We start from the raw sequence: 25,040 nt of genomic DNA, 5'->3' as shown, positions 1-25,040 counted from the left end.
CTCTGAAGTTTAACGAATAGGGTTATGAACAGTCACAAGCTTGGTGCCGTCCGGGAAAGTGGCTTCGACCTGCACCTCGTGGATCATCTCGGGCACGCCTTCCATGCATTGGTCGCGGGTGATCAATTCAGCCCCGGACTGCATCATGTCGGCGACTGAACGGCCGTCGCGCGCGCCCTCGACCACGGCGTCGGTGATCAGGGCGATAGCCTCGGGGTGGTTCAGTTTGACGCCGCGGTCCAGCCGTTTGCGGGCGACCTCGGCGGCCATGGCGACCAGCAGTTTGTCTTTTTCACGAGGTGTCAGGTTCATGTCAGAGCATCCAGCATCGGGGGAGGGTGTCTTTGTTCAGTTTGCGAAGAACCGGAATTAACGTCCGGCGAAGGGTAAAGCTGTTTTCGGCCAGAACCCGCGTGACGAGCAGGTCACTGCCGAGCAGGGTTGCCCCGGCGTCCTCGGGCAGCAATTGGCGAACAGAATCCAGATGACCCTCGGCTGCCTTCGACGCAAAGACGATCAGCGCCATCGCTCCCGCGCCATTCGCAATATGCGGCCGGGACAAATGCTTATGCCAGTCACCAGAGAACCGGATCGCATCCAAAAAAACCGGCGTCCCTGCGCGCCGAATCTCAATCCGATCGCGCAAACGAATGTCGGTCAGCGTCTCACCCATGGCGGCGCGTCCGAAGATCAGCGGCTCGACCATCAGCATCTCGGCATCCGGTGCAATATCAATCCTGAGGCGTCGATCCAATGCGCTGCCATTGAACAGAATGGTCTCTTGCGGCAACCAGTTCAAACGGGCCCCAGCCCCGGCCGTCAAAAGATTGGTAATCTGGCCACATTCGGCGGGTTGGGCCCTATAGGCCCGCTCGCAGGCTTGAGTTGTCAAGGTCAGCGCCGTACCTTCCGCTGCCTTGCCAGAAAATCGGAACGAATCCCCTCCGGTTACGCCGCCTGCAGTATTTAGGAGAACCGCATCAAGATCAGATGTCGTGGTTCTGGGAAACAGGCATTTAAATGACCCGGACTGGTGAAACGTGTCCAGCACCGTCTTTTTGCCCAGTTTCTTGGTGCTCAGGCTGACGGCACCTGCAGCACGTGGCGGCACCGCGCTGTGCGTAGGCAATATGACTGCAGCTTGTGTAATAGGGCACCTTTAGAGCGTCGGATCGTGCCACTTGTTTCTCCGTTGAGGCGCCGGAACTCTAATCTACAGTGTCGAAATCTGTATATTTCCATGTCGTGTGGCTAAATTTTAGACAGTGGCGTCAGCGCGAGATCAAAAAATGGGCACATCTCACTGATTTCCAGAATCGAGGCAAACGTACGTTGCCAAGCATGCTGCAATGCAGAAACCGTATGGGTGCCACCGCGGAAAGAATTCGTAGGGTGTGTGACGGCTGCGCGAATTGGACCTCGATCACAACCGCCACACGGAACGCAACAACAGTTGCGGGGATCAGGTAGATGAAGAATGCACAATTGCGCAAGCCTTCTCTGCTGGCCTCGCCAGGAGGATTAGATGAAATCGCTCAAATCCAAGCTCGCCGGATCAGTAGTATTTGCTGCCATGGCCACCGCTGCGCTGTCGGCCGAAGACACTATTAAGGTCGGAGTACTGCATTCGCTCTCGGGTACGATGGCAATCTCGGAAACGACGCTGAAAGACACGATGCTAATGCTGATCGATCAACAAAATGCCAAGGGCGGTTTGTTGGGCAAGCAGCTTGAGGCCGTTGTAGTGGATCCCGCATCGGACTGGCCTTTGTTCGCGGAAAAAGCGCGTGAGCTTCTCACTGTGCATGAAGTTGATGTGATTTTTGGCAACTGGACTTCGGTCAGTCGTAAGTCAGTCCTGCCGGTGATCGAAGAACTGAACGGCCTTCTATTCTATCCGGTACAGTATGAGGGTGAAGAAAGCTCGAAGAACGTCTTCTACACAGGTGCCGCGCCCAACCAGCAAGCCATTCCCGCTACGGATTATTTTCTGGAGGAACTGGGGGTCGAGAAATTCGCTCTGCTCGGCACAGACTATGTCTACCCCAGGACTACCAACAACATCCTTGAAAGCTATCTGAAGCAGAAGGGTATTGCTGATGACGATATCTTCGTCAACTACACCCCTTTCGGCCATTCCGACTGGTCCAAGATCGTGGCTGACGTGGTCGCGCTGGGCGCGGATGGCAAGAAAGTCGGTGTGATCTCGACCATCAATGGTGACGCCAATATCGGCTTCTACAAGGAACTGGCAGCGGCTGGTGTGTCGGCAGATGACATTCCGGTCGTGGCCTTCTCGGTCGGTGAGGAAGAACTGTCCGGTCTGGATACCACGAACCTCGTCGGTCACCTTGCCGCTTGGAACTACTTCCAATCGGCCGACACTGACGTCAACGCAGAGTTCGTTGAGACATGGAAAGCCACCATGGGTGATGAACGCGTGACCAACGATCCGATGGAAGCGCATTACATCGGCTTCAACATGTGGGTAAACGCCGCGACCGAGGCCGGTTCGACCGAAGTCGATGCTGTACGCGCGGCGATGTACGGGCAGGAATTCCCGAACTTGACTGGTGGCACTGCGGTCATGTTGCCGAACCACCACCTGGCGAAACCTGTTTTGATCGGTGAAATTCAGGAAGACGGTCAGTTCGATATCATCAGCGAAACCGACGTCGTACCGGGTGACGCCTGGACCGACTTCCTGCCGGAGTCGGCGGTGCTGGTCTCGGATTGGAAAGAGTTGGGTTGCGGTATGTACAACACCGAGACCAAAACCTGCGTTCAGACCCTGTCGAACTACTAACCGACACGCAAGGCGGGTTTGTTCGCCCGCCTTGCCACAAGAGACATTCGGGTTTCACCACATGGTACGACTATTCCTTGCGGGCCTCGCGATCCTGTGCGCCTGCCTGACCGCCAACGCGCAAGAGGCCGGTCTGCAACCGATCCTGCAAGATCATCAGGAGATCATCGCCAAAAGCTCGCGCAAGACGATCAAACCAGCGATTGATGCAATTGCATCGAGCGGCTTGCCTCAGGCGCAAGTGATGCTTGAGATCTGGGCCGCCAAGAATATGTGGATGCGCAAGTCTGACGGTCTGTTCTTTTCTGGCCAGAAAGGTGAGGGGCGGTCGTATGAATTGATCGACTTCGACACCGGAGAAGTCGTCGGCACGTTCGAGAAAACCGAGCTTAAGCAGTTGAAACCCAACAGCGGTATCCGCGCGATGATCGGGACCGCTCTGGTCCGGTTTCAACTGACCGATCCGGATCGCGCGAAACGTCTGGCGGCCCTGCAATCCATCCAGCGCGATCCCGAAGGTGCTCTGCTAGAACCCCTGCGCGCGTCCATTGGAGCTGAACCAGATGCGGCGTTGAAAGCGCAAAAACAGCGGCTGGAACGGTTGCTGACCATTAGGTACGACGCCGACACGGAGGCCCGCGTGGCGGCGATCAATGAGATGTCCGACGATCTGGGTGTAGATGTCCGGGCGGTGCTGAACCCGTTGGTTGTGACCAAGCTTCAGGCTGCCACAGATTTGCCCGCGGGGATGAACATCGCCACCGTTCTGCAGCCCGGCTCGGACGGTCTGTCTCGTGATGCGGCGTATGAACTGCTGGTTACCAGCGATTTGGCCGCCCCCCGTGTTTTGGCCGATGACATCCGTGCGGCACTAGCCGCCAATATTGACGGTGGCAGAGTGGGTGGCGTTCCGGTCGCGCGACTGAACACTGACACCGCTCGAGCGCGGGCTTACAACGCTTTGGCGGCGACCGGAACCGTCCCCGCCTTGATGATGCAGGCTGATATCGACGCGGTGTTAGGTGCGCATGTGTTCTTTGAGAGCTACCTGGAAGCTTCGCCTGAGGTCACCACCACGGCTGAGAAGGCGCTGGAGCAGATCGAGTTGAAGGTTGGCCTGAACCAGTCACTCGACCTGACGCTAGACGCGATCTCACTGGCGTCTATCTACTTTCTTGCTGCCATTGGTTTAGCCATCACCTTCGGCGTGATGGGCGTCATCAACATGGCCCATGGTGAGTTCATCATGATGGGCGCATATACCGGCTACGTGGTGCAGCAGTTCATTCCCAACCATACGCTGTCGGTCATCGTCGCCATTCCGATGGCCTTTGCCGTAACCTTCGCCATGGGCGTCGCGATGGAGCGGCTGGTGATCCGCTGGCTTTATGCCCGTCCTCTCGAGACGCTGCTGGCAACATTCGGCATCTCGATCGCCCTTCAGCAATTGGCCAAGAACATCTTCGGAACGCAGGCCCGCCCGCTGACCGCACCCGGATGGCTGGATGGGGCGTGGGTGCTGAACGATGTGGTCGCGATCAGCTATATCCGCATAGCGATCTTTGTGCTGGCGATGATCTTTCTGGGGCTGTTCCTTTACATCATGAAACGGACCCGGCTGGGGCTGGAGATGCGGGCAGTGACGCAGAACCCACGTATGGCGGGGTCGATGGGCATCAATCCGGGGCGGGTAAATATGCTGACCTTTGGGCTGGGCTCCGGCATCGCCGGGATTGCCGGGGTTGCAATCGGCCTTTTCGCCAAGGTCACCTCGGATCTGGGCAGCGATTACATCGTGCAGAGCTTCATGACCGTGGTTGTCGGCGGTGTAGGCAACATCTGGGGGGCGCTGGCGGGTGCCGGAATGATCGGCTTCCTGCAGAAAGGGATCGAGTGGATGAACCCATCGAACACCCTCGCGGCGCAAACCTACATGATCATCTTCATCATCATTTTCATCCAATTCCGGCCGCGGGGCATCATCGCCCTCAAAGGCCGCGCGGCGGGGGATTGAGTCATGGAACGCAGCTTTATCGCCAAGAACCCATCCGTGCTTGTCTTTCTTGCCATCCTGTCCCTGTTCACCCTGAGCGTGACCATCCTGTCCGAGGGATTCGGGGTCGGTGTGATCTCGACCAGCTTCGTCAAAACGCTAGGCAAAACCCTGTGCCTGTGCCTGATCGCAGTGGCGATGGATCTGGTCTGGGGCTTCACCGGCATCCTGTCGCTAGGTCACTTCGCCTTCTTCGGGCTGGGGGGCTACATGATCGGCATGTGGTTGATGTACGAACGCACCCGCCTGATCGTGGTCGACTCGCTGGCACAGGCCGAAATTCCACCGACTTCGGCCGAGGTGGTGGACGCCATCGCAACACAAGTCTTTGGCGTTGTCGGATCGTCGGAATTTCCGTTGATCTGGGCGTTTTCCCACAGCCTGACCCTGCAGCTGGTTCTGGTTGTGTTGGTCCCCGGCTTGCTGGCGCTGATCTTCGGATGGTTGGCTTTCCGGAGCCGTGTCACCGGTGTGTACCTATCGATCCTGACACAAGCGATGACGTTGGCACTGGCTCTGTATCTGTTTCAGAACGACAGCGGATTACGTGGCAATAACGGCTTGTCCGGCCTGCAGAACCTGCCCGGTGTCTCCGCCTCGCAGGACGTGGTGTCGATCTGGTTCCTCTGGGCTTCGTCACTGGCACTGGGGTTAGGTTATTTGCTCGCTGCGTGGATCGTGTCGGGCAAATTCGGCTCGGTCATTCGCGGCATCCGCGATAACGAGGCGCGGGTGCGGTTCCTTGGATACTCGGTCGAAGTCTACAAACTGGCCGTCTTCACCCTGACTGCTTGTATCGCGGCCATTGCTGGCGCGCTTTATTACCCGCAAGCGGGCATCATCAACCCCGAGGAGATGGCCCCAATCGCCTCGATTTATTTGGCCGTCTGGGTCGCAATCGGTGGACGAGGTCGCTTGTACGGCGCGGTAATTGGCGCAGCTTTTGTCAGTCTTCTGAGTACGTGGTTCACGGGCGGGCAGGCCCCGGATATTTCGCTTAGGTTTTACACGATCAAATGGGTCGACTGGTGGCAGGTGCTACTGGGCGTAACTTTCGTGTTGGTTACGTTGTTCGCCCCGCAGGGCATCGGAGGATTGTTCGACTTGTGGACCGACCGCCGCCACCCGGACAGGCACGGGGCAAATCTGGGACCGGATGACGGAGCCCTGCGAGAGAAGGAGGCCATCGAATGAGCACTTTGCTTGAAGTTAGCGGCGTTTCGGTAACTTTCGACGGTTTTCGTGCTATCAACAACTTGTCGTTCCAGATCGGCGAGGCCGAGCTTCGCGCCGTGATCGGCCCGAACGGGGCAGGCAAGACCACATTCATGGATATCATCACAGGAAAAACTCGGCCCGATAATGGACGCGTCATCTGGGGCAAGAAATCCGTATCTTTGCTGAGAATGTCCGAAGCAAAAATCGCGCAGGCTGGCATCGGGCGGAAGTTTCAGAAGCCGACGGTTTTCGAAGACCAGACCGTACACGGAAATCTGCTTATGGCGCTTCAGAACAAACGCGGCTGGCTTCGCGTTCTCCTCTATCGACCCTCCAAAGACGATTTGCGGAAAGTTGACGATCTGAGCGTCGAGATCGGTCTGCATCAGCACCTAAGCCGCAAAGCTGGCGAACTGAGCCACGGTCAAAAGCAGTGGCTGGAAATCGGTATGCTGCTGGCTCAGGAGCCGCAGCTTTTGCTGGTGGACGAACCTGCCGCCGGTATGACGCCGCAGGAGCGCGAACACACGACCAATTTGCTGGTTCAGGCCGCCAGAACTCGCGCCGTGGTCGTAGTGGAACACGATATGGAGTTTGTCAGGCGTCTGAACTGCAAAGTCACGGTTTTGCACGAAGGGTCTGTCTTGGCTGAAGGCAGTCTTGATCACGTGACTTCCAATCAGGACGTCATCGACGTTTATCTGGGGCGCTAAGCAATGCTGAAACTGACCGATCTGACTTTGCACTATGGGCATTCTCAAATCCTCAACGGGATTTCAATGGAAGCCAGACAAGGTGAAGTGACTTGCGTCATGGGGACCAATGGTGTCGGGAAAACCAGCCTGATGAAGGCAATATCAGGTACGCATCCGCGTTCGGCTGGTAATCTGGAACTGGACGGAGAACCTTTGGGTGTCCTGCCTGCTCATCAAATGGCGTGGAAAGGCGTGGCTTATGTTCCACAAGGTCGTGAAATATTTCCTTTGCTCACAGTTCGCGAAAACCTTGAAACGGGGTACGCCTGTCTGCCAGCCAGCGAGCATTTCATTCCAAATGAAATTTTTGACATGTTCCCGGTCCTCAAGCAGATGCAAAACCGTCGCGGAGGTGACCTTTCTGGCGGTCAGCAGCAACAGCTGGCGATCGCGCGGGCACTGATAACGCGACCACGCCTTCTTCTGTTGGACGAGCCGACCGAAGGTATTCAGCCCAACATCATCCAACAGATAGGCGAAGTGATCCGGCACCTCAGAACCACGAGCGGAATGGCAATCATTCTAGTGGAGCAATACTTTGACTTTGCCTATGACCTTGCCGACAGATTTGTCGCGTTGCGACGTGGAGAAGTCTTAATCAACGGCACCAGGGAAGACGTGACACGCGATGAGTTGTTGCAGGCCGTAACAGTCTAGCGCTGATACTTGAAATTAGTTTCAGGATTGAAGAATGAAACGCAAAACTTGGCTTAATTTAGGCTCGGGATATGGTTTGATCCTTTGAACACGTTCAATTGAAACTGTATTTTCTTCTGAAATCCCGTCGTTCGATGTCTCCTGCCTTGAAGGGCAAGTACTCATGATCAGATGAACCCCGCTGATCCGAGAAAGGAGAAAGACTATAAAACCAATCAAGTCACTCGCAGTAGCGGCAGATACAATCGCGTCGCCCAGTTTTTACGAAATTGGACGCTGGAGTGATGAGGACCCAGATGGGTGACGAAGCAACCAGAAAGTTGTTCACGTAACAACCGTTCAGCAATGTCCAATGGCTTTTATCTGAGGCCTTCCCTCTGAGAACTCAAAACCTGACATTTAGCCGGGACGCCGCGAATGTCTCGAAGGAGCCCGAAGTTACCGATGCTGCGCCAGGCATAAATGGCAGCGAAGCGTAGGAAACGAACTTTGCGAAATCGTGAGAATAGGCTCTTAGTCACTGTTCGAACCAAGGCTAGTTTTCGGTCTGACAATTCGCCAAAAGTGGGAGCATCACGATGTTTCTATATGCGAAGTAAGCGCCAGCTCGGTGTCAAGCCGGATTGCTCGCAAAAAGTGCGAGTATCCAGGCCCGAAAATACACCGTCTTGCGCGACAAGGACTGTACGCCAACCCCGTGCTGCTGCGCCGAGGATATCGGTGTGAAGAGTGTCACCGCACATTGCGATGCGTTCAGGTGGAATACCTGGAAGCGTGGCTTCGACCATTTCAAATACTTCCGGAAATGGCTTGCCAAAGAATCTGATGTCTTGAAGGCCCTCATCCGCCAGCAAATGCCCGAAATGACCGGGCTCTAGTGAGAACCCGAAGTCTCGGGGCGCTGCCAGATCAGCATTTGCGATCACCACTGGGCGCGGGTTGGCCAACAAGCTGTTGCAAAGCATGGATTGTTGAGATTGCTGCCAGGTTTCAGTCGAGAGAAACAAGAAACCGTCAGCCCGGTCAAAGTCTGTCTGGTCTGCCTCAAGCCTGATCGTGTCGGACAAGATGTCCGTCAGGTCGTCAGACGGCGAGGCGATGCAGCCCCACAGACCGTCGTTCAGGTTTGCCAAGGCTGCGTCGCGGCTGGTTACAATCTCATCTGCGTCAACCTGCATTCCGAGCTTTTGAAATTTGGCAGTCGCGCCCTGATGATTATAGCTGGCAGCATTAGAAAGAATGCGAATCTGGTGTCCGCCCTCCCTGAGCTGCTTCAAACGAGCTGCCGCGCCGGGAACCGGAGTTTCCCCAACATTTAGAACGCCAAAAGCATCAAAAACAAAGGCGTCTACTTCGTTGCCAATATCCAGAAGTGACTCAATATCCAGAGTGGCCGCGTTGAATGTTGCTTTTGGGAGTCTGGGGCGAATGGACTGATAACGCGAAAATATCGAGTTGGCGTCAAGCATGTGTCCAAATGTCCTTTTCGATGGCGCGCCGCCGACAGGTTTGACGCAATCCAGAATGTAACATCAACAATATAAATTGGAAGAAAAAACAACATTTTTAGTAAATCGTTGCTGGGGAGCTTCAAATTTTCGCGATCAGAACATTGATAAATTTAATCTTTTCGGCGCTGACAGCCAAAACACCCTTCAGAGACTTGTGTGGCTTTGGTTAAAAAATGTTGTTTTGTTGTTTTTTGGTGATATGGTTTTGGCAACTTGAGGGGGATAAATGGCGTCAAAGAAGATCAGGCGGAGGGATTTAATCCAGCAGGTCGTGCAAGAGCGTGGCGGTATCAGTGTGGGGGCCTTAGCGGAAATGCTAGGGGTCTCGACGCAAACCATCCGCCGTGATCTGGACATTTTGTGCGACGGTGAAAACCTGCGGCGCGCGCACGGGCGGATCGAGCTGGCTGAAAGCCGTTTGAATACCCCGTTTGATCAGAGAGCCGGAACGAACTTACGTGGCAAACGGTCGGTTTCCGAACTTGTTGCGAGCATGATCCCCAACGGGGCGAACGTATTCCTTTCAATCGGATCGACTCCGCTCGAAGTGGCCAAGGCACTGTCCGGCCACCAGGAGTTAACGGTCATCACGAACAACCTGAGTGCCGCGATGGCGCTGAGTAATGAAATCTCAAACCGTATCCTTTTGCCGGGAGGCGAGCTGCGCCTGCCTGATCGTGATTTTATCGGCGAAGAAGCAACCGATTTCTTTGACAGGTTTCGTGCCGAGTTCGCAATATTTGGCGTCGCCGGTGTGACGCATGATGGGGGGTTGTTGGAATTTCATCCAGCGGAGGTTCGGGTGAGAATGAAAATGCAGCAGCACGCGGCCAAATCGATTCTCGTAATAGACAGCAGTAAATTTGGTCGCATTGCGCCGGCATTGGGCGGCAACATCTCGGATGTCGACGTTGTCGTGTGCGACCGCCCTCCGGCCCCTGAATTTTCCGATCTCGCAGACAGTTTGGGCGAGGCCATTACTTACTCACAAGGAGAGCGCTGAATATGGCCGAACCGTTTGTTCACGTCGACAATATTGCCAAGCGCTGGAATGGGCAGCTTGGCGTCGAGAATATCAATCTTTCGATCCCGCGTGGTTCGTTCGTAGCGCTGCTAGGCCCTTCGGGCTGCGGCAAGTCAACGACGCTGAGATTGCTGTCGGGGCTAGAATTGCCGGATGAGGGACGGATCGTCATTGACGGGCGTGACATCACAACTTCTGCCCCTGCAGAACGCAATCTGTCGATGGTGTTCCAGTCTTATGCTTTGTTCCCGCATCTGAGTGTTGCAGAAAATGTCGTCTTTGGCCTCAAGGTGCGAAAAGTCGTCGCGGCGGAACGGCGCGAGAAACTGACCCGGGCGCTCGAGATCACTGGCTTGCTGGGCTATGAGCAGCGTAAGCCGGGGGAATTGTCGGGTGGTCAGCGCCAGCGTGTGGCGCTTGCACGTGCGATCGTGGCAAACCAGCCGCTGTGCCTGATGGATGAGCCGCTTTCGAACCTTGATGCCAAGCTGCGCGCCTCTGTGCGCAAGGACATCAAAAAACTTCAGGTCGATTTGGGCATCACCGTAGTTTACGTCACGCATGATCAAACCGAAGCGATGAGCATGGCCGACATGGTTGTGCTGATGAAAGACGGCCATATCCAGCAGACAGGGTCCCCGGAAGAGCTTTACTACAAGCCTGCTAACACTTTTGTCGCCGAGTTTGTCGGTGCCCCGCCAATGGCGCTGATCAAGTCAGAAGGCGTGCCGGGATTTGAGCGCGCAACGACAATTGGCCTTCGCGCCGAAGCGGTGAAGGTGGTGGAATCGGGCAAGGGCAGGCTGACTTGTAAAGTATCGGAATGCGAATTCTTGGGTTCCGAAACATTCATTGGCCTGTCACATCCTGCTGCCAATGGTCTGACCGTATCCATGCCCGGACTGAAACATATTCCGGCAGGAGAAGATCTGGAGATCAGCTTTTCCGATGAAGACCTGCATTTTTTTGACGACATGGGCAAGCGACTGGCCGGGTAGGTCAAGCAACTGAACTTTGGAAAGACAAGAATAACTGTCATCACTGGGAGGAAAAAATGAACGTTATTAGAAAGATAAGTTTGGCTGCCGTCTCGGCCACCGCGCTGGCTTCAGCCGCGGCGGCAGAGACGGAACTAACCATGTATTATCCTATCGCGGTTGGCGGCGCGCTGACCGAGGTAGTAGATGGCATCGTTGCCGATTTTGAAGCTGCCAACCCTGACATCAAGGTCAACGCGATCTATTCAGGCAACTATGACGACACGCGTGTGCGTGCCTTGTCCGCACTTGCATCGGGTGAACCGGCTCAGCTGGCTGTGATGTTCTCAATCGATGCCTATGATCTGATCGAGCAGGATCTGATCGTGGCCTACGAAGATATCGACGGGGTTAACCCGGACTGGCTAGACAGCTTTTATCCGGCGTTGATGGCCAATGGCCGGATCGAGGGCAAAACTTGGGGCATTCCGTTCCAGCGTTCAACTATCGTTGCCTATTACAACAAGGACCAGTTTCGTGCGGCAGGTCTTGACCCTGAGGCACCGCCCAAGACCTGGGACGAGCTGATCAACATGGGCAAGGCACTGACCAACGACGACACCTATGGCCTGATGATCCCATCGACAGGCTATCCCTATTGGATGTTCCAGGCGTTGGCGATCCAGAACGGCAAGGAGGTGATGTCCGATGACGGCCTGACCACCTATTTCGATGACGAAACCGTTGTCGATACGTTGGAATTCTGGCAGTCGCTGTCGCAGGAGCATGGCATCATGCCCACTGGCACCGTTGAATGGGGTACCCTGCGGCAGGCGTTCCTCGAAGGTCAGACTTCGATGATGTGGCATTCGACCGGCAACCTTACGGCTGTGAAGAACAACGCCAGTTTTGACTTTGGCGTCGCCGAGCTTCCGGCAAATGTGCGTCTGGGTTCACCCACCGGTGGCGGCAACTTCTATGTTTTCAAAGAGACATCGGACGAAGAGCGCGCGGCAGCTATGAAGCTGATCGAATTCATGACCTCGCCCGAGCAAGCGGCAGCGTGGTCCATCGCGACCGGCTATATGGGGGTGTCTCCGGCAGCGTATGAAACCGAGGCGCTTAAATCCTATACAGAAGAGTTCCCACCCGCTCTCGTTGCCCGAAACCAGCTGGAAAACGCGGTTGCCGAGTTCTCGACCTTTGAAACCGCACGCGTGCGTGAGGGTCTGAACAACGCAATTCAGGCGGCTTTGACCGGCACAAAATCGGCTGAAGACGCGCTAGGGGAAGCCCAGACAGCGGCTGTGCGCCTGCTGCGTGATTACCAGTAACCTCAACTCCCTGGCGTCGGGCAGAGATGCCCGACGCACCCAACCTTGAGGGTCGCTATATGGCAGAGCACGTGAATATCGAGCGTCGTCGACAGGCCATCTACGGTTGGATCCTGTTGTCACCAGCGGCAATTCTACTGACGACCTTTGCGTTTTATCCTTCGCTTGCGACCTTGTGGTCGAGCTTGTTCAGCCGAGAAACCAGAAGACGCCCTAGCGAATTTGTCGGCGGTGAGAACTATACTGACCTGTTTGCCGATCCAACCTTTTGGAAGGTTGTCGTGAACAACCTGATTTATGCCGGCGCGACCATACCTATTTCTATTGCCATTGCGCTTTCGATGGCGCTTTGGGCGAACTCCAAGATCCCGGCGCGCGGGTTTGTACGCACCGCCTATTTTACGCCCACGGTCCTGCCAATGATCGCAGCGGCAAACCTTTGGCTGTTTTTTTATACTCCCGGATTGGGTGTGCTCGATCAGATCGGCGGTCTGTTTGGCCTTCCCTCGATCAACTGGCTGGGACAGCCTGAAACTGCGCTGTGGGCTGTAATCATCGTGACGATCTGGAAAGAGGCTGGGTTTTTCATGATCTTCTATCTGGCGGCCTTGCAGACGATCCCCGAGGACCTCAAGGAAGCTGCCGACATTGAAGGCGCCAGCCGCTGGACCTATACGCGCCGGATCGTGCTGCCGTTGTTGATGCCGACGACGCTCTTTATCATGGTCAATGCGTTGATCAACTCTGTGAAATTGATCGATCACTTGTTCATCCTGACCAAGGGCGGGCCCAACGACGCCTCCAAGCTTATCCTTTATTACATCTGGGAAATGGCCTTTGCCTTCTTTGATGCGCCCCACGCAGCGGCAATGACCATCCTGGTGCTTGTCGTGCTTGGTGTGGTTGCCGGCGTCAAGTTCACCATTCTCGACAAGCGGACCCATTACCAATGAGCGCATTTTCCAGGCATATCGAATCCTTTGGCGCACTGTTGTTGGCCGTGATCTGGATTTCCCCGCTGGTCTTTGCCTTTTGGGCGGCGTTCCACAGCACCTCTGACGCGGTCAACTTTAACATCACGTCGCCATGGACGCTCGACAATTTCCGCACCGCTTGGGAGGGGGCGCCGTGGCTACGCTATTTCCTCAACACCTTCCTTTTAGTGACGGTGATCCTTATTGGTCAATTCTTTGTCACGACGCTGGCAGGATTTGCCTTTGCCCAGGTCCAGTTTCCGGGTCGGGATTTCGTGTTCATCCTCGTGTTGATGCAACTTTTCATCCTGCCCGAAGTGTTGATCGTGGAAAACTATGCAATGGTTTCACGCCTCGGATTGTTTGACACGATTCTTGGCGTCGGAATGCCCTATATGGCCTCTGCCTTTGGCATTTTCCTAATGCGGCAGGCGTTTAAGGGCGTTCCTATAGAACTGCATGAGGCAGCGCGCGTCGAAGGCTGCGGCTGGTTCGGAATTCTTTGGCGAGTCTATGTGCCCTTGGCGCGCCCGACATATCTTGCTTATGCGTTGGTGTCGGTATCGACCCACTGGAACAACTTCCTCTGGCCGCTCATCGTGACCAACTCGCCCGACACTCGACCGCTGACGGTTGGCCTGTCGATCTTTGGCGCACCGGAAAATGGTGTGGATATAAGCGTCATTTCGGCAGCAACAATGATGTCCGTTGCGCCCTTGTTGATCGCGTTCCTCGTGTTCCAGCGTCAATTCGTTCAGGCCTTCCTGCGCACGGGGATCAAATAGTAGTGGCGACATTTCTTCATCTCAGTGACTTGCACGCGGTATCGCGCGGCGATTTGTGTTCAGGCGTGCTTGATACCCGCGCGATCCTGATTGGGGTCATCGACCGATTGATCGAAAGAGGCGAAGCTCTTGGCCCGCTCGACGCGGTTCTAGTCACTGGTGACGTCAGCGAAGATGGCAGCCCGGACAGTTACGATTTCGCGCGCGCACAACTGGAGCGGTTTGACCTGCCGATTTATGTTGTTCCTGGAAATCATGATGCGCGCAAGCCAATGCAAAAGGCCTTTTCAGGTTTGGACATCATGCCGGTGGACGGGCTTATTGATTGGGCGGACACGGTGGGCGATACCCGTGTTATCGGGCTTGACACGCTGGTTGAAGGACAGGGCGGTGGCAGGCTGCGTGTGGAAAGTCTTGATTTTTTGGAGCGGGAGCTTTCTGGGTCTGACGGGCCGGTTGTCGTTATGTTGCATCATCCGCCATTTAGCACCAGGATTGATTTCATGGATGTTATCGGATTGGAGAACCATTCCGATCTGGCAGAAATTCTTGCGGTGCACTCTGGGGACATCACGGTGTTGGCTGGGCATGTCCACGGCGTTCACATTGGTCGCGTTGGCGGTCACGTTGCCATGACAGCGCCCGGCCTTTGCAGCGGTTTTGCACTGGACCGACGCGCGGTGGCTCCGGTTGGTTTTTTTTCTGGCCCTACGGGCTGCGCAGTTCTCGAGACCGGAAAGAGTGGTGTCTGGAGCGCCGTTTCGCTAGACGCTGTCGAGGGACCGTATTCATTTTGAAAGCGGACTTCGTGGCTCAGGAAGCGAACGGCAAGTTTGTCCGCGAGGCAGCCTTCCGTACTCGTTCCAATGAACGGCCATCACTCAACTGGAGATGGCTTCACATAAAACCGCTACTGCGATGTTCGCAGATAGTTATGGCACTTTCGTCAACTTTGGGTTGCGGATAGCAGGTGGTTCAATTGAACTTTTTGCGTCCGTACTGTGCTCCTAACAAGTTGACTGAAAGATGGGGGTTGTCCACTTCTAGAGCAGCCGGATAGGAAACCTTTCGCAAGCTCTACTCAAACAACAAAGCGCCGTTTAGGTCAAAATGCTTCGGGAACATTGCGCGCAGAAATCGAAATACAATTCTCATTGCTTCGTCGCGATCAAATGAATCCGGGTGGAGTAGGTAATCGGTCCACATGCCTTCCAGCATTGCGAGTGTGCCGTGCGTGGCATCCCTAGCTACTTGATTAGGGTGTTCGGTTCCAGCTTCTTTCGCAATTCGAGCGAAAGCGTTGAAAACCAGATTACGAAGCTTAGCATCGCGGGTATCTGAAAACGCAGCGATTGCTGCTCTGTTTCGGGCCTCGCCACGAAACGCGTACCAAATGGAAACGTTTTTCTTATTGAGAATGGCCTCACTCAAGTCGCCCCGAACAATCATCTCGATATGCTCCTGCCCGGTTCGCCCGGTCGTTTCCAACAAGTGATAAATGCCATTGTAGTATTGTTCGGAAGAGTAGCGGGCAGCTTCGTCAACCAAGTTATCCTTGCCACCAAAATGAAGGTGAATCATGCCACGGGATAGCTCGGCACGTTGAATAATTTCGCTGACTGAGGTCTCGGAAATCCCTTTCTCTGCGACCGAGTCGAGTACTGCCTCGATCAGGGAAAGGCGATTTCGTTCGCGTATTTCTTGTCGTCTTCCAGTCATTTGATCAGGCGTCTCTGTTTGTTTTCAGTCTCTTGCGGTGTTCTTTAGTGGCCGGTGTGAAATTGGCCAGCCCCGGTGGCGAAATTATCAGTTGACACAACTAGTCCAAAAATTCCAGATTTAAATGGACGATTGTCCATTTTGTTATCGACATGTCGCGCCACCGAAAACGAAGTTCAGCAGGGAAGCATGGCCGGAGTACTAAGAAGTGAAACGGGCAAGGGCCTGGCACTGAGCGCGCCTGCGACGCTTTATGTCGGCCTGCTTGTGGCTGTTCCGCTTTGCATTCTTGTCGCCTACAGCTTTTGGACCCAGACCTATGTCGAGATTGACCGCACACTGACGTGGGCGAATTACCAAGAGGCGTTTACCGACCCGCTGGTTCGGCATCTGATGATCCGTTCGGTCGCAATTGCGGGTGCGGTGACATTGGCGACGGTTTGTCTGGCCTATCCGATTGCCTACTTCATCGCGTTTCGGACACAGAAGAAGACCCTCTGGCTGTTGCTGATCACAATTCCCTTTTGGAGCAGTTACCTTCTGCGCGTGTTCAGCTGGAAGCTAATTCTTGGCTTCAACGGGGTGCTGAACTCAGCGCTGATTTCACTTGGTTTGATACAAGAGCCACTGACATTCCTGCTCTACAACGAGTTCGCCGTCGTCCTGACTCTCGCCCACGCTTGGGCGCCATTTGCGATCCTGCCGATTTATGTGTCGCTGCAAAAGATCGATCGCAGCCTGTTGGAGGCTGCAACGGATCTAGGTTGCAGCAAACTCGAAAGGTTTGTCCGCGTGACTCTGCCCCTCACAGTTCCGGGTATCATCGCGGCCTGCCTGATCATTTTCATTCCCACGGTGGGCGATTACGTCACTCCAGCCTTGGTCGGAGGTTCGCAGGGCAAAATGGTAGCGAACTTGATCCAGGTGCAGTTTGGCGCCGCCAACAACTGGCCGTTGGGTGCAACCCTGTCTCTGCTTGCCATGCTTTCGGTTGGCTGCGTTGCAATCGTGTTCGTGGTGGCCGTCACCGCATTGGGCCGGAGGATCAGATGACCAAGGTCATTCGTATCCCATGGTTGGCTGTTTACGCGATCGCCTATCTGGTGTTTCTGTATCTGCCAGTTCTGCTCTTGCCGCTGTTTTCGTTCAATGATGGAACCATCGTGGCTTTCCCTCTGAAGGGTTTTACGCTGAAATGGTACGCGCAGTTGGGTCAGCAGGACACGCTGCTACAGGCTATGGTGAATTCTCTGATCGTCGGCAGCGTGACTGCCCTGATGGCAACATCTCTGGGCCTCTTCGCAGCTCGCGCCTATGTTCGGTATCGTTTCGCGGGGCGTGAGTTGTCTGAGGGACTGGTCATGCTTCCACTGGTCATTCCCGGCATCATCGTGGCCAGTTCGATGTTGGTTCTGTTCATCAGCATCGGCTTGAAACCATCGCTGACCACCGTGATCCTCGGGCATGTGTTCGTGGCGTTGCCCTTTTCCGTATCTATCATGAAGTCTGCATTTGACGATTTCGACCAATCCTTGGAGGAGGCTGCATTCGATCTTGGTGAAAGCGTCGTGGGAACGTTTCGGCGCGTCACTCTGCCAATTGTCGCACCAGGCATCATCGCCAGCCTTTTGGTCACGTTTACCGTGTCTTTTGACGAGTTCGTCCTGGCCTTTTTCCTATCCGGGAACAGCCCGACATTGCCGGTCTATATCTGGAGCCAAATTCGCTTTCCGGCAAAGCTGCCCAACACGTTGGCGCTGGGATCTCTGCTTTTGCTGTCTTCCGTTCTGCTGTTGTTGATTGCCGAATACTTCCGCCGCCGTTCCATCCAATCCTCCGATTGAAGCCAAAGGAAACAAGTAAGATGAGCGAACAGAACATCATCGAGATCAAGGGCGTCGAAAAACGCTTTGGTTCCTTTGTGGCTGTGTCCGATCTGAACCTGACCTTGAAAGAGGGAGAGTTCTTTTCGCTGCTTGGCCCTTCGGGCTGCGGAAAGACAACAGCCTTGCGCATCATCGCGGGTTTTCAAGATCACGAAGAAGGCGAGATCCGGATCAATGGTCGAACGATGGGAGAGGTGCCTGCCAACAAGCGTCCCACTAATATGGTGTTCCAAAGCTATGCGATCTTTCCGCACCTGAATGTCGGCGACAATGTTGGCTTCGGATTGCGCAAGACAAAGCTCTCGCGAAACGAAATCAAGGAACGCGTTGCCGAGGCACTTGAGATGGTTGAACTTGGCGGTTTGCAGGACCGCAAGGCCAACGAATTGTCGGGCGGTCAGCGGCAACGAGTGGCGCTCGCCCGGGCACTCGTCATGCGGCCCAAGGTGTTATTACTAGATGAGCCTTTATCCGCGTTGGACAAGAATCTGCGGGAAGCGATGCAATTGGAAATGCGCCGTCTGCAGCAAAAGCTTGGAATTACTTTCGTCATGGTCACGCATGACCAGTACGAGGCGATGACCATGTCCGACCGCATCGGCGTCATGTTCGCCGGGCAGCTCAAACAGGTGGATAGGCCAGAGGTTCTGTATTCCCAACCCTGTAACCGGGAGGTGGCGTCTTTCATCGGTGGAATGAACTTTCTGGATGCCGAGGTGACAGCTGAGAACTCTGAATCGCTGGAGGTTAATGTTCAAGGATTTGGGCAGATGACAATCGGGGTGAACCCCAACGTTCAGGTGCACGATAAAGAGCTTCTGGTCGGCGTACGGCCCGAGCAATTGGAGATCAGCGCGGAAAAACCGGATGGTTACGATGCTCTTGTTCAGGGCGAGGTGTCCGACGTCGCCTTCTATGGTGAGAGCGTCCACTATTATGTGCGGGTCGATGGTTTGAAGGACAGCATAGCCGTCGCCGTACCGAATTACTTTCACACAGTCGATCACAGCCGGGGCGATACCGTCTGGCTGGGCGTTCAAAGCGCCTCGGTGATTGACTTGGGTAAACGTGAATCTTTGGGAGGAGAGAAATGAGTAAAACAGCATCACTTACGGCAGCATTGGTTGCCACCTTTACGGCCAGTCAAGCTCTCGCCAATGCCGCTGATCTGACCGTTTTTGACTGGTCCGGATATGAGGATCAGGGTTTCTACGGCGACTATGTCGAAAAGTACGGCGGCGCGCCCAGCTACACCTATTTTGGCAGCGTGGAAGAAGCGTTCACCAAGCTTCAGTCTGGGTTTGAAGCCGATTTGGCACACCCCTGCACAGACGCCCTGAGAAAATGGGTAGCGGCAGACATGATCAAGCCGATCGACACCAGTAAGCTGGAGAATTGGGACAAACTGATGCCCAAGATCAAAGAGGTCGATGGCATCACCATCGATGGGCAGACCTACATGGTTCCGTTCGAATGGGGCAATACTGGTCTTATCTATCGAACCGATATGATTTCGGCTGACGATGTTTCGCTGCAATTGCTTGCCGATCCCGCCTATCAGGGCAAAGTCGCCATTCCGGACGCCGCTTCCAGTGCCTTTGCAATGGCGGCATTGGCAACTGGCGCTTCCAGCTACACCGATATGAGTGACGAGGAGTTTCAAAAAGCAGCGGATTATCTGCGGGCGATTCATCCGAATGTGCGCTTTTATTGGTCTGACGCCGGCCAACTGGATCAGGCAATTGCCAGCGGTGAGGTCACGCTGGGTTGGGGATGGAACCAATCGGAACTGAACCTGATCTGGAACGAAACCCCAGCTGTCATGATGCGTGATGTGGACAAAGGCATCGCAACTTGGGTCTGCGGTTATGTGCATCTGAAATCTGCCAAGCAGTCGGATGAGCAAGTCTATGACATGCTGAACGCGCTTAGCTCTGCCGCAAGCGGTAAATACATCATCGAAAGCTGGGGATACGCCCACGCCAACGAGGACGCGTTTGCCCAAGCTGACCCGGAACTGATCGAAACCTACGGGTTCTCGGATGTGGACAGCTTCTTTGACGGCAGCCTGTTCTTTGACGCGGTTAACCCCGAGCTGGAGGCCAAAATGTTGAAGGAATTCGAGCGCATCAAAGCTGGCTTCTAAGGACACCTTTACAACACAGCCGGGAATGGTGGGGACGTAGGAACCCTTCCATTCCCAAGAAACTATTTCCGAATTTCTTGGAGGAAGCGCGGCAATGTCAGGCGCTGAAGGATATTCTGTTCTCTTCGAACCGACTCAGATCGGGCCAGTAACGGCTCGAAACCGGTTCTACCAGGTGCCACACTGCAATGGTTTGGGTCATTTGCGGCCTCAGGCCGAAGCCGCCATGCGGGCGATGAAAGCCGAGGGTGGTTGGGCGGTTGTATCCACACAAGAGGCCGAGATTCATCCGACTTCGGATTTGTCTCCTTATTCTGAAAACCGAATTTGGGACGATCAGGATATTCCCGCACTGCGTCTAATAACCAACTCAATTCATGAGAAGGGATCGCTTGCGGCCATCCAATTGGCGCATAACGGGCACCATGCCCAAAACCACCTGACCCGTGCACCCTTGCTGGCCCCATCAGAACTAGCCTTGCAAACCGCCTATCCCAAGCAGGCCAGGGCAATGGACAAAGCGGACATTCGCGAATTCCGCCAGTGGCATCGCGCTGCGGCTCGTCGCTCGCGCGAAGCAGGATTCGATATTGTGTATGTTTATGCCGGGCATCACATGACCCTGCCGCATCATTTTCTGCTGCCACAGTTCAATGATCGGACGGATGAATATGGAGGTTCGTTGGAGAACCGGGTGCGTCTGACCCGGGAGATTCTGGAAGAAACCAAGGAAGAGGTTGGAGATGATTGCGCCATTGCCCTTCGGTTTGCGGTTGATGAAATGCTCGGGTCAGACGGTATGCAAGCGCAGGAAGAAGGCCGTGCTGTAGTCGAAATGTTGGCCGAGCTTCCTGACCTTTGGGATGTTAACGTGGCGGATTGGAGCAACGATTCTGCGACGACCCGGTTCGAGCCCCGCGACGGCTTTCAAACCTCATATATCGAGTTTGTGAAACAGGTGACCTCCAAGCCTGTTGTGGGCGTCGGGCGTCTCACGTCTCCGGATTTGATGGCGTCACTGGTCAGGAAGGGCATCCTTGATTTTATCGGCGCGGCGCGACCATCCATCGCTGATCCGTTTCTGCCCAACAAGATCAAGGAAGGTCGCATCGAAGAAATCCGCGAATGCATTGGTTGTAATATCTGTGTTTCATCCGACTCTCTCGGCGTCCCCATACGCTGCACCCAAAACCCGACTATGGGCGAAGAGTGGCGGAGGAAATGGCATCCTGAGATCATTGAGCGTCGGGTAAAAGAGGAAGCTGCGCTGGTCATTGGCAGCGGACCAGCCGGACTTGAATGCGCCATGCAATTGGCGCGGCGGGGCTACGAGGTAACTCTGGCGGAGGCAAAGCAAGAGCTTGGCGGCCGTGTGCTGCATGAAGCTGGCCTGACCGGGCTATCCGCTTGGAAGCGCGTGACAGATCACAGAATCTACGACCTGCAACAACGCGGAAACGTTCAGCTGTTCACCGACAGCCGTTTGTCAGCCAGTGAGGTCGTCGAGCTGGGTATTCCGAACGTTTTTGTTTCAACTGGCGCAAAATGGCGACGAGACGGGCGCGGGAAATCTGCATTTCACGGTGTATCAATCGGTTTAGATTCTCAGGTTTTTACTCCAGATGACATTATGACCGGGGTCGTGCCGGAGGACGGCCCGGTTGTGGTCTACGATGATGATCAAGCCTATCTCGGTGGAGTCTTGGCCGATCATTTGGCTCAAGCCGGGCGAGAGGTTTTCTTTGTAACACCGGCCTCACTCGTTTCGCCGTTTACCGAATTGACGTTGGAGCAGACTAAAGTGCAACGCAGTTTGTTGGAAAAAGGCGTTCACCTGAACCTGTCCCAGACCTTGGCCAATGTCGCGCCCGGTCAGGTGACATTGCAGTGCGTCTACACGGGACGAGAGAATTCAATTGAATGCAGCTCCGTCGTGCTGGTGACGCAGCGAATGCGAGAAACCACCCTTTACGACGAGCTGTGCGGTACGAATGCGGGTTTGCTGAATACGTTGGAATTAATCGGAGATGCCGCCAACCCTGGCTTGATCGCGGATGCTGTATATTCGGGTCACATGGCTGCCCGAAATTTCGAACGTAACGCAGACGACATCGACCGTGAATTTTTCCGCCGGGAACTCATTTCCCTTGAACCTGTGTGAGGTGCGCCATGCCAAAAGATGACTTGCAAGTAATGCGCGACTTGATGGGCGCGCAGAGGGAAGGCTTCGCCTTGCCACGTCACTTCTATACGTCTCAGGCAGTATACGAGAACGATATCAGTACGTTCTGGAATCGTAACTGGATCTGGGTCGGTCATGTTAGTCAGGTCGCTGAACCGGGCGACTATTTCCTGTTCGACTATGGGCCCGAGTCCATCATCATCGTTCGGGATCGCGAGGGCGAGGTGCGCGCGCATCTGAACGTTTGCCGTCACCGGGGATCCAGGGTTTGCATTGAACGGAAAGGCAAAGCCCGCAATTTCATCTGCCCCTATCATGCGTGGACTTTTGACCTGAACGGCAAGCTACGAAACGGACGATCAATGGGGTCGGATTTCGACCCGGGCCAATACGGATTGTTTCCGGTTCAGGTGAAGATATTCCAGGGCCTGATATTTGTCTGCGCAGCTGAAGACGCCCCGCCGCTAGATGCTGCGTTGGAGCGGTTGGCCCCACTGTCAAAACCGTTCGACTTTGAAAACCTGAAGGTCGCTCATGAAGCCTCATACCCGGTTCCAGCAAATTGGAAACTAGCGTTGGAGAATTACCTGGAATGCTATCACTGCGCCCCGTCTCATCAGGACTATTCGCGCAGTCATTCGTTGAAGGATCCTGCTCAGGTTCTGGAGTTCGGCGGGGCTCTTCATGAGCGGATGGGAGAAGTCGGAGTTCCCTTGGAGGAGCTAGACCTGACCGGAGAAAACGCGCTCGCGCCGGGTGCAGATGTCTATTGGCGCCGCTATCCGTTGTTTCCCGGCTATGTGACCGGCAGCAAGGATGGAGCGCCTCTGGCGCCGCCTTTGGGTGAACTGAAAGGTCACGATGGTGGTGCCACCGATCTGGGGATCGGGACACTGAACTACTTCCTTGTTTATGCAGATCACGTTGTTGGCTACCGATTCGTCCCGCGCGCCCTGCAGGAAACGGATATTCAGATCGTCTGGTATGTGCGCGGGGACGCTCAAGAGGGTCGTGACTACGATAAGGACGCGTTGACATGGCTCTGGCATGTCACTTCGCTCGATGATGAGCGGATCATACGGCACAATCAGGAAGGCGTGAACTCCCACCACTTCGTGCCGGGACCGCTGTCCGAGATGGAATGGAGCATTCCAGGCTTCTATCGCAATTACTTCAGCATGATCTGACACGCTCAGAATTCGGAGAAATACCATGACAGAGTTAACGAAGCGCAGATCAAGACGGCGCGCGGGTGGACGTGAAGCACGAGCCGCTGTGCGAACCAGCAACGTCGCTTCGCAAGCGATCTGGCCGGGCATTTCGGGTGGGCGCTACAAGCCCCTTTCAGACGCTGACATGTCGCGCATTCATGAAGCCGCCCTCGGCATTCTGGAGCGTACAGGTGTCGGTGATCCAACGCAGGAAGTTCTTGATCTCGTGCTGCCTAAAGGGGCGGTGGTGAACGAGCATGGTAGGCTGTGCTTCCCTCGCGCGTTGATGGAAGACCTTCTGGCCAGGGCGGCCAGCGAGTTTTATGTCCATGCGCGCGGATCTCGGGCCGGTAAGGACGATATGCACTGCACCAAGGACAAGGTGTATTACGCAAACTCCGGGACTGCCGTTACAACTTTCGACGCGGAGGCTCGCAGTTACCGGCCGTCAACGCTCAAGGACATTTACGACTTTACCCGATTGGTTGACCGGCTCGACAACATCCACATGACTGGTGATACGGTTCTGGCAACGGATGTGCCGCAAGACTACGAGCACGATATGAGCATGCTCTACGCCATCTTGGCGGGTAGCGAGAAGCCATCTTGCCTGACGTTCCGTACGCGCGAGCATATTCAGGACGCGATCCATCTGTTCGATCTGGCGTCTGGCGGGGAGGGCAAATTCCTTGAAAAACCCTCGGTGATTTTTGGTGGGTGTCCTATCGTTTCACCACTCAGATTCGGGCGGGAAAATCTGGAAATACTAATTGATACAGCGAAGATGGGGCTTGTCTGCGATCTGGCCGTCCCGCCGCAAGCTGGGGCTACGTCTCCTGCACCTTTGGCTGGCACGCTGGCACAGGCGGTGGCAGAGACCTTGTCATGTGTGGCCATCGCCAATTTGATCAATCCGGGGACCCCGGTGGTCTTTGCAGCCTGGCCGTTTATCACTGATCTGCGCACTGGATCGTTTACAGGCGGCAGTGGCGAACAGGCGTTGATTTCAGCCGCTGCTATTCAGATGGGCAATTTCTACAACCTCCCGACCAGCGTCGGATGTGGTATGACCGATTCCAAAATCCCCGACGCGCAATATGGGCTGGAAAAGGCTCTTACCTTCGCTTTGGCGGCCCATGCCGGGGCCAACCGGCTCTGCGAGTTTGGTGGAATGCTCGGCAGCCTGATGGGCTGTAGCTTTGAGTCAATGGTCATCGACAACGAGGCGGCTGGAATGATCTCGCGAACACTTCGCGGGATCGAGGTGAGCGACGACACGCTTTCGGTCGACGTCATCCATGAATGTGCAATCGACCCCGGGCATTTCCTCGGCAACGCTCAAACCTTGCAGTACATGGAAACCGAGTATGTCTACCCGTCCCTGTTGGACCGAGAGCTGACTGATACCTGGGAGAAAGCCGGGCGTCAGGACATGTTCGAACGTAGCCGATCCGTTGTGGATGACATTCTGTCCAATCACTACCCGAATTACTTTGGTAGCAAGGCGGATGAAGAGGTTCGGTCTAGGTTCCCGATCAAATTGCCACGTGAGGTAATGCGCGCTGGGTAAGCGCTGCTAAAGGAAGGGCAGGCTTCGCGGTTGTGCCTAAGCTTTGAATACGCCTTGGCGCGTCAGGTCGTCGGTTGCCAGCCGGATTCCTTTTTCAAGGATGTCAAACATCTCGTTTAACTCGCCCTCCGTGATGATCAGCGGAGGGGAGAACACACACATGTTTATGATGGGCCGCAGGATCAGCCCATTTTCCTGACAGTGGTGATCAATCATCGCACCAACGGACTTG

The 25,040-nt window shown here is 55.0% G+C and carries 22 protein-coding genes and 1 pseudogene; 18 read left to right on the top strand and 5 right to left on the bottom strand.

Annotation, left to right across the window (positions count from 1 at the left end):
• Positions 1-9 precede the first annotated feature (9 nt).
• The gene (locus ACR0MQ_RS18735) at positions 10-312 is read right to left on the bottom strand and encodes an urease subunit gamma (RefSeq protein WP_480610075.1); all 303 of its coding nucleotides are present in this window, start codon (positions 310-312) and stop codon (positions 10-12) included.
• A gap of 1 nt (position 313) precedes the next feature.
• Positions 314-1,129, bottom strand: a complete 816-nt coding sequence (locus tag ACR0MQ_RS18730; RefSeq protein ID WP_480610073.1) for an urease accessory protein UreD — start codon at positions 1,127-1,129, stop codon at positions 314-316.
• Between the two features lie 396 nt (positions 1,130-1,525).
• Between ACR0MQ_RS18730 and urtA the strand changes: the two genes are divergently transcribed.
• From urtA to urtE, 5 genes are all read left to right on the top strand, one after another.
• Positions 1,526-2,806 (top strand): urea ABC transporter substrate-binding protein, encoded by a 1,281-nt coding sequence (gene urtA / locus ACR0MQ_RS18725; protein ID WP_170771242.1) that lies wholly within the window; start codon positions 1,526-1,528, stop codon positions 2,804-2,806.
• Positions 2,807-2,867: 61 nt separating this feature from the next.
• Positions 2,868-4,820 (top strand): urea ABC transporter permease subunit UrtB, encoded by a 1,953-nt coding sequence (gene urtB, locus ACR0MQ_RS18720; RefSeq protein ID WP_480610071.1) that lies wholly within the window; start codon positions 2,868-2,870, stop codon positions 4,818-4,820.
• A 3-nt stretch (positions 4,821-4,823) separates the two neighbouring features.
• The gene (urtC, locus tag ACR0MQ_RS18715; protein WP_170771237.1) at positions 4,824-6,053 is read left to right on the top strand and encodes an urea ABC transporter permease subunit UrtC; all 1,230 of its coding nucleotides are present in this window, start codon (positions 4,824-4,826) and stop codon (positions 6,051-6,053) included.
• Positions 6,050-6,790: an urea ABC transporter ATP-binding protein UrtD gene (gene urtD / locus ACR0MQ_RS18710; protein WP_170771235.1), complete on the top strand. Its 741-nt coding sequence runs from the start codon at positions 6,050-6,052 to the stop codon at positions 6,788-6,790. Before urtC ends, urtD begins: the two co-directional genes overlap by 4 nt.
• 3 nt (positions 6,791-6,793) lie before the next feature.
• Positions 6,794-7,489: an urea ABC transporter ATP-binding subunit UrtE gene (gene urtE, locus ACR0MQ_RS18705; RefSeq protein ID WP_170771232.1), complete on the top strand. Its 696-nt coding sequence runs from the start codon at positions 6,794-6,796 to the stop codon at positions 7,487-7,489.
• 584 nt (positions 7,490-8,073) lie between these two features.
• Here the strand turns inward: urtE and ACR0MQ_RS18700 are convergent.
• The gene (locus ACR0MQ_RS18700) at positions 8,074-8,958 is read right to left on the bottom strand and encodes an HAD-IIA family hydrolase (RefSeq protein ID WP_480610069.1); all 885 of its coding nucleotides are present in this window, start codon (positions 8,956-8,958) and stop codon (positions 8,074-8,076) included.
• 268 nt (positions 8,959-9,226) lie between these two features.
• Between ACR0MQ_RS18700 and ACR0MQ_RS18695 the strand changes: the two genes are divergently transcribed.
• Genes ACR0MQ_RS18695 through ACR0MQ_RS18670 form a run of 6 tightly spaced genes read left to right on the top strand, consistent with a single transcriptional unit; the run spans position 9,227 to position 14,891 of the window.
• Positions 9,227-10,003 carry a DeoR/GlpR family DNA-binding transcription regulator gene (locus tag ACR0MQ_RS18695; RefSeq protein WP_170359564.1) on the top strand — a complete coding sequence of 259 codons (777 nt, stop codon included), beginning with the start codon at positions 9,227-9,229 and terminating at the stop codon, positions 10,001-10,003.
• Between the two features lie 2 nt (positions 10,004-10,005).
• On the top strand, positions 10,006-11,022 hold the full coding sequence (locus tag ACR0MQ_RS18690) for an ABC transporter ATP-binding protein (protein ID WP_480610067.1): 1,017 nt from the start codon (positions 10,006-10,008) through the stop codon (positions 11,020-11,022).
• Positions 11,023-11,078: 56 nt separating this feature from the next.
• Positions 11,079-12,335, top strand: a complete 1,257-nt coding sequence (locus tag ACR0MQ_RS18685; protein ID WP_480610065.1) for an ABC transporter substrate-binding protein — start codon at positions 11,079-11,081, stop codon at positions 12,333-12,335.
• A 59-nt stretch (positions 12,336-12,394) separates the two neighbouring features.
• Positions 12,395-13,288, top strand: a complete 894-nt coding sequence (locus ACR0MQ_RS18680) for a carbohydrate ABC transporter permease (RefSeq protein ID WP_480610141.1) — start codon at positions 12,395-12,397, stop codon at positions 13,286-13,288.
• Positions 13,285-14,094: a carbohydrate ABC transporter permease gene (locus tag ACR0MQ_RS18675; protein WP_480610063.1), complete on the top strand. Its 810-nt coding sequence runs from the start codon at positions 13,285-13,287 to the stop codon at positions 14,092-14,094. The genes ACR0MQ_RS18680 and ACR0MQ_RS18675 overlap by 4 nt, the downstream gene beginning before the upstream one ends.
• A gap of 2 nt (positions 14,095-14,096) precedes the next feature.
• Positions 14,097-14,891, top strand: coding sequence for a metallophosphoesterase (locus ACR0MQ_RS18670; RefSeq protein ID WP_480610061.1), 795 nt, complete (start codon positions 14,097-14,099; stop codon positions 14,889-14,891).
• Positions 14,892-15,171: 280 nt separating this feature from the next.
• Here the strand turns inward: ACR0MQ_RS18670 and ACR0MQ_RS18665 are convergent, their stop codons facing one another.
• The gene (locus ACR0MQ_RS18665) at positions 15,172-15,813 is read right to left on the bottom strand and encodes a TetR family transcriptional regulator C-terminal domain-containing protein (protein WP_170771227.1); all 642 of its coding nucleotides are present in this window, start codon (positions 15,811-15,813) and stop codon (positions 15,172-15,174) included.
• Positions 15,814-16,002: 189 nt separating this feature from the next.
• Between ACR0MQ_RS18665 and ACR0MQ_RS18660 the strand changes: the two genes are divergently transcribed.
• The 7 genes from ACR0MQ_RS18660 (at position 16,003) to ACR0MQ_RS18630 (ending at position 24,808) form a co-directional block, all read left to right on the top strand.
• Positions 16,003-16,866 (top strand): ABC transporter permease, encoded by an 864-nt coding sequence (locus ACR0MQ_RS18660; RefSeq protein ID WP_170542782.1) that lies wholly within the window; start codon positions 16,003-16,005, stop codon positions 16,864-16,866.
• Positions 16,863-17,657: an ABC transporter permease gene (locus tag ACR0MQ_RS18655; RefSeq protein WP_010437472.1), complete on the top strand. Its 795-nt coding sequence runs from the start codon at positions 16,863-16,865 to the stop codon at positions 17,655-17,657. The genes ACR0MQ_RS18660 and ACR0MQ_RS18655 overlap by 4 nt, the downstream gene beginning before the upstream one ends.
• Positions 17,658-17,677: 20 nt before the next feature.
• Positions 17,678-18,793: an ABC transporter ATP-binding protein gene (locus tag ACR0MQ_RS18650; protein WP_010437473.1), complete on the top strand. Its 1,116-nt coding sequence runs from the start codon at positions 17,678-17,680 to the stop codon at positions 18,791-18,793.
• Positions 18,790-19,845 carry an extracellular solute-binding protein gene (locus tag ACR0MQ_RS18645; protein ID WP_170771218.1) on the top strand — a complete coding sequence of 352 codons (1,056 nt, stop codon included), beginning with the start codon at positions 18,790-18,792 and terminating at the stop codon, positions 19,843-19,845. Before ACR0MQ_RS18650 ends, ACR0MQ_RS18645 begins: the two co-directional genes overlap by 4 nt.
• A 94-nt stretch (positions 19,846-19,939) precedes the next feature.
• Positions 19,940-22,006: an oxidoreductase gene (locus tag ACR0MQ_RS18640; protein ID WP_480610058.1), complete on the top strand. Its 2,067-nt coding sequence runs from the start codon at positions 19,940-19,942 to the stop codon at positions 22,004-22,006.
• 8 nt (positions 22,007-22,014) lie between these two features.
• Complete coding sequence (locus ACR0MQ_RS18635) at positions 22,015-23,214, top strand: aromatic ring-hydroxylating oxygenase subunit alpha (protein ID WP_480610056.1); 1,200 nt, start codon at positions 22,015-22,017, stop codon at positions 23,212-23,214.
• A gap of 25 nt (positions 23,215-23,239) precedes the next feature.
• A complete protein-coding gene (locus ACR0MQ_RS18630) occupies positions 23,240-24,808 on the top strand; it encodes a trimethylamine methyltransferase family protein (protein WP_480610054.1) in 1,569 nt (522 codons plus the stop codon).
• Between the two features lie 36 nt (positions 24,809-24,844).
• Here ACR0MQ_RS18630 and ACR0MQ_RS18625 read toward each other — a convergent pair.
• Positions 24,845-25,040 (bottom strand): annotated as a pseudogene (locus tag ACR0MQ_RS18625) (aspartate aminotransferase family protein); the annotation flags it as partial.

The sequence above is a fragment of the Ruegeria sp. AN6 genome (assembly GCF_056540425.1).
This window is presented reverse-complemented; position numbering and strand designations above follow the sequence as displayed.